The sequence below is a fragment of the Psychrobacter sp. 5A.1 genome, assembly GCF_030407455.1.
Classification (GTDB): domain Bacteria; phylum Pseudomonadota; class Gammaproteobacteria; order Pseudomonadales; family Moraxellaceae; genus Psychrobacter.
Genome location: NZ_JASDDJ010000008.1, coordinates 20,690 through 34,027, shown reverse-complemented (window position 1 = coordinate 34,027; position 13,338 = coordinate 20,690). Strand labels below are relative to the sequence as shown.

14 protein-coding genes are annotated in these 13,338 nt (G+C 44.7%); 5 read left to right on the top strand and 9 right to left on the bottom strand.

What is annotated here, in order from left to right:
* Positions 1 to 4: 4 nt before the first annotated feature.
* Complete coding sequence (locus QL982_RS03170) at positions 5 to 850, top strand: SGNH/GDSL hydrolase family protein (RefSeq protein WP_290161591.1); 846 nt, start codon at positions 5 to 7, stop codon at positions 848 to 850.
* 118 nt (positions 851 to 968) lie between these two features.
* On the opposite strand, the gene QL982_RS03165 is transcribed toward QL982_RS03170, so the two are convergent.
* A complete protein-coding gene (locus QL982_RS03165) occupies positions 969 to 1,250 on the bottom strand; it encodes a type B 50S ribosomal protein L31 (RefSeq protein ID WP_110924187.1) in 282 nt (93 codons plus the stop codon).
* A gap of 938 nt (positions 1,251 to 2,188) precedes the next feature.
* Between QL982_RS03165 and QL982_RS03160 the strand changes: the two genes are divergently transcribed.
* Positions 2,189 to 3,796 (top strand): FAD-dependent oxidoreductase, encoded by a 1,608-nt coding sequence (locus QL982_RS03160; RefSeq protein ID WP_290161594.1) that lies wholly within the window; start codon positions 2,189 to 2,191, stop codon positions 3,794 to 3,796.
* A gap of 297 nt (positions 3,797 to 4,093) precedes the next feature.
* Here the strand turns inward: QL982_RS03160 and QL982_RS03155 are convergent, their stop codons facing one another.
* Positions 4,094 to 4,777, bottom strand: coding sequence for a TIGR00730 family Rossman fold protein (locus QL982_RS03155; RefSeq protein ID WP_290161596.1), 684 nt, complete (start codon positions 4,775 to 4,777; stop codon positions 4,094 to 4,096).
* Positions 4,778 to 5,262: 485 nt separating this feature from the next.
* Here QL982_RS03155 and QL982_RS03150 point away from each other — a divergent pair, with 485 nt between their 5' ends.
* Entirely contained in the window at positions 5,263 to 6,108 is an 846-nt protein-coding gene (locus tag QL982_RS03150; RefSeq protein WP_356644810.1) for an alpha/beta fold hydrolase, read from the top strand.
* 9 nt (positions 6,109 to 6,117) lie between these two features.
* Here QL982_RS03150 and QL982_RS03145 read toward each other — a convergent pair whose 3' ends face one another.
* Positions 6,118 to 6,840: a DUF3820 family protein gene (locus QL982_RS03145; protein ID WP_290161600.1), complete on the bottom strand. Its 723-nt coding sequence runs from the start codon at positions 6,838 to 6,840 to the stop codon at positions 6,118 to 6,120.
* A gap of 197 nt (positions 6,841 to 7,037) precedes the next feature.
* Between QL982_RS03145 and QL982_RS03140 the strand changes: the two genes are divergently transcribed.
* Positions 7,038 to 7,634, top strand: a complete 597-nt coding sequence (locus QL982_RS03140; RefSeq protein WP_290161602.1) for a M23 family metallopeptidase — start codon at positions 7,038 to 7,040, stop codon at positions 7,632 to 7,634.
* Positions 7,635 to 7,718: 84 nt separating this feature from the next.
* Here QL982_RS03140 and phoR read toward each other — a convergent pair whose 3' ends face one another.
* From phoR to dtd, 3 genes are all read right to left on the bottom strand, one after another.
* A complete protein-coding gene (gene phoR / locus QL982_RS03135) occupies positions 7,719 to 8,810 on the bottom strand; it encodes a phosphate regulon sensor histidine kinase PhoR (RefSeq protein ID WP_290161604.1) in 1,092 nt (363 codons plus the stop codon).
* Positions 8,811 to 8,868: 58 nt separating this feature from the next.
* On the bottom strand, positions 8,869 to 9,573 hold the full coding sequence (gene phoB, locus QL982_RS03130) for a phosphate regulon transcriptional regulator PhoB (RefSeq protein ID WP_290161606.1): 705 nt from the start codon (positions 9,571 to 9,573) through the stop codon (positions 8,869 to 8,871).
* Between the two features lie 112 nt (positions 9,574 to 9,685).
* The gene (dtd, locus tag QL982_RS03125) at positions 9,686 to 10,138 is read right to left on the bottom strand and encodes a D-aminoacyl-tRNA deacylase (protein ID WP_290161608.1); all 453 of its coding nucleotides are present in this window, start codon (positions 10,136 to 10,138) and stop codon (positions 9,686 to 9,688) included.
* Positions 10,139 to 10,251: 113 nt separating this feature from the next.
* Here dtd and asd point away from each other — a divergent pair, with 113 nt between their 5' ends.
* Positions 10,252 to 11,088 carry an archaetidylserine decarboxylase gene (asd, locus tag QL982_RS03120; RefSeq protein WP_290161610.1) on the top strand — a complete coding sequence of 279 codons (837 nt, stop codon included), beginning with the start codon at positions 10,252 to 10,254 and terminating at the stop codon, positions 11,086 to 11,088.
* Between the two features lie 171 nt (positions 11,089 to 11,259).
* On the opposite strand, the gene QL982_RS03115 is transcribed toward asd, so the two are convergent.
* The 3 genes from QL982_RS03115 to QL982_RS03105 form a co-directional block, all read right to left on the bottom strand.
* Positions 11,260 to 11,865: a DUF1287 domain-containing protein gene (locus QL982_RS03115; RefSeq protein WP_290161612.1), complete on the bottom strand. Its 606-nt coding sequence runs from the start codon at positions 11,863 to 11,865 to the stop codon at positions 11,260 to 11,262.
* Positions 11,866 to 11,975: 110 nt separating this feature from the next.
* Entirely contained in the window at positions 11,976 to 12,617 is a 642-nt protein-coding gene (locus QL982_RS03110; RefSeq protein ID WP_290161613.1) for an HD domain-containing protein, read from the bottom strand.
* 128 nt (positions 12,618 to 12,745) lie between these two features.
* Positions 12,746 to 13,321, bottom strand: coding sequence for an isochorismatase family protein (locus QL982_RS03105; RefSeq protein ID WP_290161614.1), 576 nt, complete (start codon positions 13,319 to 13,321; stop codon positions 12,746 to 12,748).
* Positions 13,322 to 13,338 lie beyond the last annotated feature (17 nt).

Below are 13,338 nucleotides of genomic sequence, written 5' to 3'. Positions count from 1 at the left end.
CAATATGGTAAATAGCAATAAGATGGCGACAGTGGCAAGAGATGTACTGCTTGCCCCTGTTTATCTCTATCAAGGTCGCAGAATCAAGCGTGACACGGTTCGCTTGCCTGAACCACATGGCGAAAGGCATGGTCATGTTCAATTAAACCACTCTGCTAATACCCTGTCTGCCAATACACAAAAAGATGCTGTTAAGAAAACGCTCACCGTCATGATCGTTGGGGATTCAGCCGCCGCTGGTGTGGGTAGTCAAACGCAGCAAGAAGCATTAGCTGGCAAGCTGATTCCTATTTTGCAGCAGCAGTCTGTTATTCAGACTCAGTTTGATGAGCTGACATGGTCATTGCAAGCAACCACTGGTCACACCAGCTTTGATATCTTGCGTCGGCTCTATATCCTACCCGCTCCTAGTCAAGCGGTTGATATCATGGTATTGAGTGTCGGGGTTAATGACACCACTGCCAATGTCTCTGCGCGTAAATGGCAGCAGCAGATTGAAGCGATTATTGCTATTGCTCAGCGCAAGTTTGGTGTGCGAGAATTGATTTTTTCAAGCCTACCACCAATGGCTCAAATGCCGGCAATCCCTGCCCCATTAAACAACTTTGTCGGTGCTAAAGCCTCAATTCTCGATAAGATATTGCAGAAAATATGCGCCGAGCATGACAGCGTTACTTATATGGCAACTGATTTTCCACGGATGATAGAAGAGCATGCGAGTGGCACGCCAATCGATATCACCGTGATGTTTGCCAGTGACGGCTTTCACCCTAGCAGCCTCATGTATGGCTATTGGGCGCAGCAATTGTCAGAGCTGATTACACAGTTGCTAGACCCTTCCACTACTTAGAAGACGTCTTAGTTCCACCTTTCAAAAATACGACTGTTAACATTCAAACAAAAAAAACCGCTGAATAATCAGCGGTTTTTTATTGCTTTGCGAAATATATTTACACAATAAGTGTAAATTATTCTGCAGCGTCAGTATCAGCAGCTTTCTTACGGCCACCAAACGCACCAAAGCGTTTGTTGAAGCTAGCAACACGGCCTTCAGTAGAAGTTTTGCGTTGTTCGCCAGTATAGAATGGATGCGACGCACTTGAGATATCAAGTGGGTAGTATGGATATTCTGTACCTTCGTATTCACGAGTAGCTTTGGTTTTAGCAGTTGAACGAGTCAAAAAGAAAACGTCAGCGTTAGTGTCGTGGAATAAAACTTCTTGGTAATTAGGATGGATATCTTTACGCATAATAAACTCTCTATGTCCGATGTATGCTTAGTATCATTGGCCTGAGGCCAAGCTATAGTCATACGTAACTGAGGCACTAAGGACATTTGCAAGTATGGCAATTGCATCACTGGCTTATTCCAGCATCCAACACCACACCTCTGCTCACTTAGCCTTTCCCCAGCGGGAAAATCAAACCGCGATTTTACCGATTTTTCGGCAAATTTGCAAGGCAGTTAAGCACTTACACCCTAGATTAGTAGCATAAAGCTGGCTGAAAACATGCAAAATCAATATTTTCTTATTATTTATTACCCCGCCAATGATCTATGCCAATGTCGTTGTTTATACTGCTAGGAAATGCTCTCAATTCAATTGATTGTCATCTAAATGGACTACCCTTTATTTAGGGCGTGTCCTCAATTCAAACGAGTGTCCTTTAAATGGGCTAAAAATAGCTAAATTTTGCTAAACATCGTCAAATAGTTGGTCAATATCTCGATATTATCTGCACTATTTTCCTCGTTTGACGGCAATTTATCTCATTTTTATCACCATTTTTAAAATGAGGACACGCCCTAGAATATCTTAGGGTGTGTTAAACATTCGAGCATGGCACTTGTAATTGGTAAGTGATAAGTGAAATATTGTTGTCTCATTCGCTCACGTCTGCTTTTTATGCCTCTATCGTAGCGCTTTGTTGACAAAACTCATGCATGTACTTACGTATTTGCCATCATATTGGCTGTAGTTTTTCGTAAAATATACCTATGGAAGTGAAGTATGGCTACACAATCGACAAGATGGCTATTGAAGTTTAAATGAAGTTCAAGTTTGCGTATTGAACTTAACCACCTTCGCACACATATCATTCGCATACACATCGATAGTCGCAAGACATGTGATAAATGTACCGAGCACAGCCTAATACGGATGCTATTAAGGATATAACGACGACAATGACTCAGCCTTTTGATAAAAACCACGCTCAATCCTTGAACCGTGACGCCCATTCTGAGGCGCTATCTTACGAGGCACAAAACAACTTGCCCACGAAACGTGTTGGCATTTTGGGTGGCGGCACTGCGGGAGCAACGATTGCTATTCGCCTTGCAGCACTAGGACTTGAGACGTATTTATTTGAGAAGAAAAAATCACTCATTGATGGACCGCCCATGTGTCATTTGCATGCGGGTGGTAATTTGTACCGTGAGATACCTGATGAAGATTGCGTGGCACTCCTCAAACAATGTATCGATATCTTGCGTCTGTATCCTCATACCATCGACGTGCGTCCCACTGTGTTTGCCGTGCCGACACGTGACGAAGGACTGCCTGAAGACTTGCTACCGCGTCTAGATATTTTGACCAATGCTTATCAAGAAATGATTGAGCAAGATGCCAATAATAAAGTATTGGGTGAGCCTGCAGACTACTACCAGCTATACAGTCACGACCAATTGATTGAGCTGTCTGAGCGTGAGCAAGTCGCTGTACCCAGCACGGTTGATGAATGGATGATACCGGTTGCGAAATATTTGGACTTGAATAAAGTCAAATTTCCGCTGATTGTCGTTCAAGAGTATGGCTGGAATATTTTTCGCTTGGCAGCCTCTGCAACACTGGCACTAGAAGAATATGATCATGCACATGTCTTTACCAATACAGCTGTACAAAAAGTCGTACCAGTGGATTGCGAAAACTGTACCAATGCTGACCATCATGTCACAAAATGGCGTATCGACTATCAACCAGAAAATACATCTCAGCCAGAATCCATCGAAGTGGATTACTTAGTCAACGCCTGTGGTTTCCGTACTGGTGTTATCGATGACATGGTTGGTGTTGAAGTCACACGTATGGTTGAGTTCAAATCCTCTTATGTCACTCATTGGGGTGAGGCAGGTGGTCAAATACCAGAGATTATTATTTATGGTCAGCGCGGTACACCAGAAGGCATGGCACAGCTCACTCCCTACCCTGGCGGCTATTTTCAGATACATGGCATGAGTAAAGCCATTACCTTATTTGATGATGGTTTAGTCGCGTCAAGTACAGACAGTGCGCAGCCCAAACTGCCACAGCAATACGTGCATTATATTGAAGATGGCTGGGATAAAGCCCCTTTACAGGCACGTAGCCAGCAAGCGATTGAATATGTGGCTGAGTTTGTACCGACATTCAATAGCGCGCGTACCGTTGGTAATGCGCTATACGGTGGACAGCAGATTCCTGGACAGGATGATACGCTGCGAGTCGCGGATGTGAGCTTGTATTCTAATATACGCTATGCCCGTGCAGAAAATGTCAAAGCATCTTCAACTTTGATTGCTGCGGATCAGATAGTGAATGAGCTGACCGAATTGGGCTTAATAAATAATGATACGCCAATGAATCGTAGCCGCTATGCCCATGAGTGGTCATACCTTGTACATAATGATAGCGTCGCTGTGGACAAAGTCGCGCGCGTGCTCGCTGAGCAGCGTGGATTCCCAATAGCAATGGCCGATGTCAATCGTAGTATTTGTGACGCGGCATTGAACGATCTGTCATCTGCTGATGCCTAGGCCGTGTCCTCAATTCAATCGATAGTCATCTAAATGGGTTAAAAATGGCCAAACGGCGTCAAATAGCTGACTAATATCTCGATATTATCTGCGCTATTTTTCTTGTTTGACTGCGATTTATCTCATTTTTATCACCATTTTTAAAATGAGGACACGCCCTAGTAGTTATGATTCGCTGATAGGTTTTTAATAGATACAAAAAAGGAGCAGATAACCAAATTTTGGTTATCTGCTCCTTTCTGCGTAATGGCGCTTAATACTTAAGCGTCCATTATCTATTAACGAGTGTTATACAGCTTAGCTATTACGACCCGCCATTTTTTCTGTATTTACATCCTCATTGATGGTCACCACTGTCTGTAGCATATCGATCGCTTCGCTGATGGTATTGCACACCACCAGACGATCTAAATCTTCCTGCTTCATAAAACCCTGCTCAGTGGTATATTTTAAATGCTCAACCATACGGTCATAAAAACCGTTGATGTTTAGAATAATCATGGGTTTTTCGTGTTGGTACAGCTGACGCCATGTGGCGATTTCCATGATTTCTTCTAGCGTTCCTAAGCCACCTGGGAGAGTGATAAAGGCATCTGCGTACTCTGCCATGACTGTTTTGCGCGTGTGCATGGTATCCGTCAGATGCAAGCGCGTTAACTGTTCATGAGCGATTTCGTGCTTGAGCATAAAGGTCGGAATGACGCCTACCGCTTGAGCGCCGCTTTTGATAACTTCATCGGCGACCGCACCCATCAGACCGATGCTAGCACCACCATACACCAGTCCCATACCGTTGGCTGCCAATGCACTGCCCAGTTCGCGTGCTGCCTGCTCATACACTTCGCTATTACCCAAACGCGATCCACAATATACCGCCACCAATGGCATGGCTAATGTTGATTTGTCTACGGCTTTTTCGATGTGCGTGATGTCTTTGCTAGTAATCACTTCGTACGTATCATTATTAATTTTCATTTGCATATAATTTCCTTAATTCACCAATCAGTTTTTATTGAGTGCTTGTTATTAGGGCGTGTCAAATACCGACACACTTAATTTATATTGTCACGCACATGGTTTATCAGACAAACTCAACCAAGCCGTACAAAACTTGGAAGTCATATTTGCCCGCCTGTCTCGCCAGCATTTATCTTAACATAAGCAAGGCCAACACACAGTCACAACGATTTATCACTACGCAACGACTACATTTTAAAGATGAGGGTTTAGGACTCATCACAGATCCACACTCATTATCTACCAGAGCATGTCCTCCATATGAATATTAAGCGCTCCATGAGCTAAAAATGAGGACACGCTCTAATAAAACACATTAAGGTATCACCATGAATAATCACGACATTTCTGCGACTTCAGAGTCATTAGCCCCTGTTATCAATAACAATCGTGTTGAAAAAAATAATACTGATGGCGTTACCAATGTCGATACCTACTCACTGACTATCATGACCGATCGTAATCAAGCTTTGGCAGCCACTGTCTATCGTCCTAGAGATACGACGAAAAAAGCAATCATGATGGCACCAGCCACAGGTATCAAACGCCATTTTTATCATCATTTTGCGAGGTATCTCGCAGAGAGTGGCTTTGGGGTGCTGACCTTTGACAATGAAGGTATCGGTGAATCGCTTTCGACTGACCTAGCAAAGTGTGATGCCTCGCTAATAAGTTGGGGTCGCCATGACATGCCTGCCGTCCTTGATGCGCTGCAAGATGAATTTCCTAATGCCTCTTATCACCTCATCGGTCATAGCGCAGGCGGTCAGTTGATTGGCTTAATGCCCAACTATCAGGCGATTACCTCAGTCTTCAATGTTGCTTGCTCTTCAGGACGTATCAAAAACATGAATATGCCGTATAAGCTCAAGGCGATGGGATTTATGGATGCGTTTATTCCGCTCGCTAACTTAACATTGGGCTATACACCGTCGGATAAAATGGGCATGGGTGAGCCGCTGCCACGCGGTGTGGCCCGTCAATGGCGTGAATGGTGCAATGCCGCAGGCTATATCAAAACGGCATTTGGCAAAAGTATACACACGCATTTTTATGATGAACTCAGCATGCCAGCATTGTGGCTCGGCTTTAGTGATGATGACATCGCTAATAGCGAAAACATGGATGATATGATACGGGTATTTACGAGTATGCCCATCGAAAAACGATTTTTGCATCCTGAAGATTTTGGCGTAAACCATATCGGCCATATGCGCTATTTTAGTAGTAAGACCAATGCTAAAGCCCCGCCGTTATGGCAGATGGCCGTGGACTGGCTGAATAAGCAGCATTAAGAGGGATATTTACTTTTCCACGCTTTCGTTCTCTTCTGCTTTGATACGCTTGGTCAAAGCCGAATACAGCGACGGCTGCATGTTATGAATAGTGCCTATCATCCATTTAACATAGCTGATAGGCACTTCTTTGATCGGTTTGCCTTTATGCTTGCCAAACGGCATCTTACTCACAGGGGTCGATTTATTAGAGATGGCATGGGCTGCCACAAAATTCGTTGGAGATATCTGTAGACGTTCACAACATGCTTGATACAGCAGATAGCACATCCGTGCATCGCCCAGCGCATCATGAGCCGCAATCGTCATTGCATGCGCCTCGCCCTTACCCAATAACTGCTCGATACATTTAGACTGACTGTAAGCGCTCCATTCTGGAAAGGCGACGCGCGCGAGTCTCACCGTACAAATCAGCTTGGCAGACGGACTGCCAATCACTCGCCAATCAAAGCGTACATTATGACCAATCAAATACTCTGGCAATTCAAACTGTTCCAACTCAAAACGCTCAAGACCAGCCACATCTTCATCGGTAATACCGTGAACTTTGATGACAATGGGTGAGATAGATCGGCCACTGTTGAAGTATTTCATCCACTCAAAGCCAGTTGTCACATTGATAGTAGCGACTTGGATAGGTCGGGGATCACTACCCTGATCTGTTTCGGTATCGATAACCAGCGCTGTTTCAGCCGTGGTCAAAATATCAGCAGGGTTAAAAACATCATTCATAAAAAATTAACCATTAAGAGCAACCATCGAAGCGTAGCAGAAGTATTATTAGGGCGTGTTTGCTGTGTCTGTGTCTGTATTTGACCACAATGATATTTATGGGGATAACAGCCATAGATGACAATGCCATATAGACCTTAGCAGATAAGGCTTCTATAATAAATTCTCAAACAACATCAGATATATAAGAGACATCAATGCCAGCAGATGGAAACAACCAGCCGTCAACGTCAAAGCCCTCTTTTTTCGGTCGTGTATTAAGCGTACTGATTAAGGCCACTGTACTACTGGTGCTACTGTTTGTCTTTGATAAATTGCTGCCCAATATGAGTCAACAAACTCAGTCATTTGTGGTTACCAAATGGCAGCAGCTGAGTCTATTGCAACAAGCGCCTCCTACACAAAACAGCCTTCCCTCACCATTACCAAATCAGCATTTGACGGATACGTGGGGTGCGGCGCGTAGCCAAGGGCGCTCTCACGAAGGCATTGATATTTTTGCACCTCGCAATACCCCGATACAGGCGACCACACAAGGGATTGTGAAAAAAGTTGGCGAGAATACATTAGGTGGACGCATCGTCGTGGTGGCAGGACCTGGTGGCGCAGGGCATTATTATGCCCATCTAGAGGACTATGCCGATATCGCTCCCAATGACTGGGTCAATAAGGGTGATATTATCGGTTATGTGGGCGATAGCGGTAATGCAAAAGGGACACCGCCACATGTGCATTATGGTATTTATATTAATGGCAGTGCGGTGAACCCTTATCCGCTTTTGCAGAAAAAATAACGCATGTGCCGCGCTCAGTGATGAGTCTCAACTAAGCTAAACCAAGCTTAGCCAAACTCAAACTGATACGGGGTATTATTCATATCAATTTGCGATGGCTGATCTCACGTAAGCCGCTGGAAACACCACACTAAAGGTCGACCCTGCGCCCTCTATTGATTCAATTTGCAATTGCGCCTCGTGCTGATGCAAGACGTGCTTTACAATCGCCAGCCCCAATCCTGTACCGCCTGTTGCACGACTACGACCTTTATCGATACGGTAAAAACGCTCTGTCAAGCGGGTGATATGCTCTGGCGCAATACCAATGCCATCATCTTCGACAGCGAAGCGGCAACCATCAGAGGTTCTGGTCCAACTAATGGTGATACTGCCACCCTTTGGCGTGTATTTAATCGCATTAATCACCAGATTGGATAACGCACTGTTCAGATACATCTCTGACCCATATATCCCGTCATACGTGTCGATATGCAAATGAATAATGTGTTTATATGCTTGGTTATATGCCTGCGCGTCGTCATAGATATTGGTTAGCAGCTTGGTCATATCTATATAATGTAGCTCGTGTGATTCTTCGATTTCGATCTTAGACAGCAACAATAAATCGTTCACAATTCTGTTCATACGGGCAGTCTGCTGAGTCATCAACTCAAAACCGCGACGCCATTGCGGCGGCATATCAGGCTGATCGGAAAAGTTCTCCAAGTAACCCATCATCACGGTCAATGGCGTTCTTAGCTCATGAGAGACGTTCGCCACAAAGTCTTGACGCATTTGCTCTAAGTGCCGTAAACGAGTCACATCATAAATAAACAACAGCTTTTCATCGCCAAAAGGTGTCAACTCACATTTCAAATAACGGCTGGGATCTCGCCACGACTCTATATGAACACCATCGTTAGGTATCGTCGTCCCCTGATAGTACTGATGGAACTCTGGTACCGTAATAAAGTCAAAAATACTTTGGCCTTTATCCTCGGGTTGCAATGCTAGCAAGTCTTGCGCTGCCTGATTCCACCACTCTAGACTGTCATCATTATTGAGCAAAATCACCACATCTCGTAAAGCTCGCAATGCACTGCCGATTTTTTTGAGTTGTGCCGCTGTACTTTGAGTTGATATTTGCTCTGATACCACTGGTTGCTTACTTTGTGTTGGCGCTATCTTGTCCATTTCTCATCCTTAGCACTATCCGCTGCCTCAATGTCACTACGGCATTATTTGTACCAGACTAACTGTGCTCAATAAGGCTAGAAAACCGATAACCTGTACCGCGCACTGTCTGAATTAAGGTATCACACTCATAGGGACGCAGTAATTTACGGAGGCGTTTGATATGCACATCGATGGTTCGATCTTCGATATATACATTGCCGCCCCACACCTGATCGAGCAGCTGCGTTCGTGTGTAGGCACGCTCGGGGTGACTCATAAAAAATGCCAATAACCGATACTCTGTGGGGCCAACATCGACGACTTTGCCAGCGGCTATTACGCGCTGACTTTTGGTGTCGAGGCTTAATTGACCAATTTCGATCGGTTTATCGCCACTCATCGCGCTACTGCGGCGCAATACAGCTTTGATTCTGGAGATCAGCTCACGGGTCGAAAAAGGCTTGGTCATATAATCATCCGCACCTGCATCGAGACCATGAACTTTACTGTCTTCTTCACTTTTGGCTGTCAGCATAATGACTGGTATTTCAGAAAGCAACTCATCGTTTTTGAGCATACGACAAAAATCCACACCGCTCTTGTCACCAGGCAACATCCAGTCTAACAAAATCAGTGATGGTCTATGATCGACCACTTGCTGATGCGCCTCTGACACGTCGGCCGCTTGTAAACTATCAAACCCAGCCATCTCTAGCGTCATGACAACCATTTCACGAATCGCAGGCTCATCTTCAACAATCAAAATTTGCTCATTATACATAGGACATTCTCGGTGTTAGAGGGCAAAATCTAGTATGTAAAAAGGTGATATACACTCACCCGTCTCTGCCTATTAAACGGATTAATTATGACAACTTGATGACACTCTACGGTCAGATGTCCAGTAAAAAGTTTAGCGGCCCATCATTGACACTCTCAACTTGCATATCAGCACCAAACTGACCCGTTGCCACACTTGGATATTGAGTTTTGGCATAAGCGACCAGTTGCTCAAACAACACTTGCGCCGCAGCAGGTGCCATCGCACCGCCAAAGTCTGGTCGCCGCCCTTTGTCCGTTTTTGCCATTAGGGTAAATTGTGAGACTAATAATAGCCCACCACCGACCTGCTGAACGTTTTTATCCAGCTTACCCAGTTTGGCAGGGTCATCGTCATTTTCAAAAATACGATAGGTCAATATTTTATCGATCATGCGCTGAGCAGTGAGCAAGTTATCTTCATGCCCCAAGCCAATATACGCCAATACGCCATGGTCTATTTTGCCAATACAATGCTGATCGACGATGACACTAGCACGGTTCACCCGTTGTATGAGTGCTTTCATTTACTGATTCCTTAACAGATTATGGTCATACAATAATGCGCTGTCCATGATAAAATACCGTCATTAACTTGCCTATTATTGATCACATTACACCTTATTTTGGTAGCCTTATTATGAATGTATTTACCACCTTACAACAGCTTGTGCCACAGCAAAAGCTCAGTAAAGTCGCTGGACGTTTGGCCGCCAGTCGCCACCCTTATGTCAAACGCACCTTTATTCGTAGCTTTGCCAAAGCTTATAATATCAGCTTAGACGAGTACGAACGCCAAAGCCTTAACGCTTATGAGAGCTTTAATGACTTTTTTACCCGTGAGTTAAGAGAAGATGCGCGCCCCGTTGATACCACCGAAAATGCGATCGTTAGTCCTGCTGACGGTATCATTTCTCAGCTTGGACAGATAGAAGATCACCAGTTGCTACAGGCTAAAGGTCGTCACTATGATGTCAGCCAACTGCTGGCTGATAGCGAAGATGGCCATTATTTTGCCGATGGCAGTTTTGCGACTATTTACCTAGCACCTAGTAACTACCACCGCGTCCACATGCCGTTTTCGGGCACTTTGACCAAGACTCGCTATGTGCCTGGCACGCTGTTTTCGGTCAATAATACCACTGCGGCTAACGTGCCAGATTTGTTTGCGCGCAATGAGCGTCTGGTCTGTATGTTTGATACCAAATATGGCAAAGCGGCCGTGGTGATGGTCGGCGCTATGATTGTCGCTGGTATCGAAACCGTCGCGACTGGCAAAATTGCTCGTACTGACGACATATTCGAGTCCGATCATGATATGCAGTTTGCAGCAGGCGAAGAGCTTGGACGTTTTTATTTAGGCTCAACCGCTATCGTGGTACTGCCAAAAGCTGCAAGGGCAGACTGGCAAGATAGTATGAAAGCCAATAGCATCGTGCAAATGGGGCAGCTATTGGGTGTCGCCAACCATAAATAATCGAGCGATCTAGGCCGTGTTTGAATGGAGAACACGCCTTAATACTTCAAAAAAGCTCAGTTAAGCATCTCAATTTGCCCTTAACTGAGCTTTTTAATGGGTGTGATTTATTCAACAGACCCTAGGGCGTGTCCTCAATTCAATCGATAGTCATCTAAATGGGGACACGCCCTAGTAGCGAAAATGCTTATGGATAGGATAAGCAAAAAGGATGTTTTCTTCTTGCGTACCACGTCCGATATTATGAATAATCAGCGGTGTGCCATCCGCTGTCTTTTTATCGGAAACGATACCCGTGTGCGGCAAATTACTGTTCGGTAGTCGCCACGTCACCACATCCCCTGCTTGAAAACTGTCTTTATCCGTAATCGATAATGTCTGTCCATGACGTTCAAAGAATGCTTCCAGATTCGGCACACGTCGATGGTCAATATTCTTGTCCGTCGATTTCAGTCCCCAGTTCTTTGGATAAGCCGACCAGTTAGATTTCATGTCATGATTAACCAATTGCTGTAGATCAATATTTTGTAGCCGATACGCTCTAATGACGACATCGGTGCAGACGCCACTTTCTATCGGCACATCACCACGCGGAAACTCTAATTTACGATAAGCAGGATCATAGCTGGTGGTAATCCCGATTTGCTTTTTGGCATCGTGTGCCAATTTACCACCATTACTAATAGGCTCGGCAGCCTGCGTCAGTTGCGCCAAACTTAGTAGGCCAACAAAGACGATCGATTTAGCGAAAATTTTATAAGTGCCAGCTACTCTCATTTAACAGTCTCTTTATTTAATTTACTGAACAGTTCGCTCGTCTATCATCTAAGGCATTTCAATAGGTAGATGGTGAGGCTTAACACGAGGAAAATGGCGGATTTATGGATCTAGGCATCAATCAGCCACCCTTGCTGGGTCGCATAGTCAATGTTTTGTGATAGCCAATCATGAATGGAAGGAAAGCTGTCTTTAATAAATGCATGCGCGCCAGCCACTTGCGAGCGTGTGACCTCCAGCTCAATCCATGTCTTGCCGTTGGTATTTAGATTGAGCAAAAAAGGCAATAAACGATCGACCACTTTTAGCAGTTGCGTCTCTTTACTATCGCCTGTTTCTTGCGCTTCCCAAACTTCACCTAAATTACTAATACCATTGCCACGTTCAGCTTGTAACCGAGCAATACCAGCGCGTTCTTCTACGTGTGCAGTATTACGTGTCTTGGCATACAAAAAAGTATCGCCAGCATCAATCTCGCCTAAATCATGTACCAGCGCCATTTTAAGCAGCCTTTCATGATTAACGTCTAATGCAAACAAATCAGCGATCGACCAACAGGCCATGGCTAAATGCCAGGAATGTTCAGCAGAGTTTTCCTTGCGAGTGGTTTGCGTCACATAGCTGCGGCGATTGACTCGTTTGAGCGCATCTAATTCCAATAAGAAATTCGTGACATCATCTATGTCGATATTCGAAGCGGTTTCTGGCTTGGTCAATGACGTAGAGAACGATGTAGAGCTGGTGTGTGACATTGTTTTTCTCTGGTTTTCTGTAGGGCGTGTCATCAAAAAAATAGCGCTTATTTTACCAAACGCTATCTCTTACAAGTCCGTAAATAGGCAACTTAGCCAAGTCACTATTCTTTTCATTGCTCAAACACTTATTTAATCAAATTAATAATGGTTTTGAACGCAGGATCTTCACTGCTACGGCACAGCTCAAACAAGATCGACTCAACAGTGCTAATCACGCCACCCGCGCGGCGAATACGGCGAATGGCTTGCTTTTTGTCATAAGGAGAACGAGAACCCACCGCATCTCCAATAATGACAGGCTGCATACCATTATCCAATAAATCTAGTGCCGTTTGCATAATACAGACATGAGCTTCAGCACCAAAAAGCAACACGGTACTACGGTTCTGCTGCGCTAAATGGTGCCATGAATCATTATTATCGCAGGCACTAAACGTGACCTTTTCAAAACTCTTGGCATTGTCTCCTTCGAGTACGTCGCGTAGCTCCGGCAAGGTGTCGCCCAAGCCTTTTTTATATTGTTCATTGAGCATGATTGGAATATTGAGCGCTTGCAGCCCTTTAATCAAGGTAACGGTTTTTTTGACGATATTTTCGTGGTCATAGATATGCGGCGTTAAGCGCTCTTGCACATCGACAATCATTGCCTGGGTATTCTCACGAGCGATTCGATAGGTGCGATCATTAATCATAGTAGACATAGTACACTCCTTGTACG

Bases quoted from the DNA above. Each gene is read 5' to 3' on its own strand.
- QL982_RS03170 (WP_290161591.1), top strand. From the start codon at position 5: ATGGTAAATAGCAATAAGATGGCGACAGTGGCAAGAGATGTACTGCTT.
- QL982_RS03165 (WP_110924187.1), bottom strand. From the start codon at position 1,250: ATGCGTAAAGATATCCATCCTAATTACCAAGAAGTTTTATTCCACGAC.
- QL982_RS03160 (WP_290161594.1), top strand. From the start codon at position 2,189: ATGACTCAGCCTTTTGATAAAAACCACGCTCAATCCTTGAACCGTGAC.
- QL982_RS03155 (WP_290161596.1), bottom strand. From the start codon at position 4,777: ATGCAAATGAAAATTAATAATGATACGTACGAAGTGATTACTAGCAAA.
- QL982_RS03150 (WP_356644810.1), top strand. From the start codon at position 5,263: ATGACCGATCGTAATCAAGCTTTGGCAGCCACTGTCTATCGTCCTAGA.
- QL982_RS03145 (WP_290161600.1), bottom strand. From the start codon at position 6,840: ATGAATGATGTTTTTAACCCTGCTGATATTTTGACCACGGCTGAAACA.
- QL982_RS03140 (WP_290161602.1), top strand. From the start codon at position 7,038: ATGCCAGCAGATGGAAACAACCAGCCGTCAACGTCAAAGCCCTCTTTT.
- phoR (WP_290161604.1), bottom strand. From the start codon at position 8,810: ATGGACAAGATAGCGCCAACACAAAGTAAGCAACCAGTGGTATCAGAG.
- phoB (WP_290161606.1), bottom strand. From the start codon at position 9,573: ATGTATAATGAGCAAATTTTGATTGTTGAAGATGAGCCTGCGATTCGT.
- dtd (WP_290161608.1), bottom strand. From the start codon at position 10,138: ATGAAAGCACTCATACAACGGGTGAACCGTGCTAGTGTCATCGTCGAT.
- asd (WP_290161610.1), top strand. From the start codon at position 10,252: ATGAATGTATTTACCACCTTACAACAGCTTGTGCCACAGCAAAAGCTC.
- QL982_RS03115 (WP_290161612.1), bottom strand. From the start codon at position 11,865: ATGAGAGTAGCTGGCACTTATAAAATTTTCGCTAAATCGATCGTCTTT.
- QL982_RS03110 (WP_290161613.1), bottom strand. From the start codon at position 12,617: ATGTCACACACCAGCTCTACATCGTTCTCTACGTCATTGACCAAGCCA.
- QL982_RS03105 (WP_290161614.1), bottom strand. From the start codon at position 13,321: ATGTCTACTATGATTAATGATCGCACCTATCGAATCGCTCGTGAGAAT.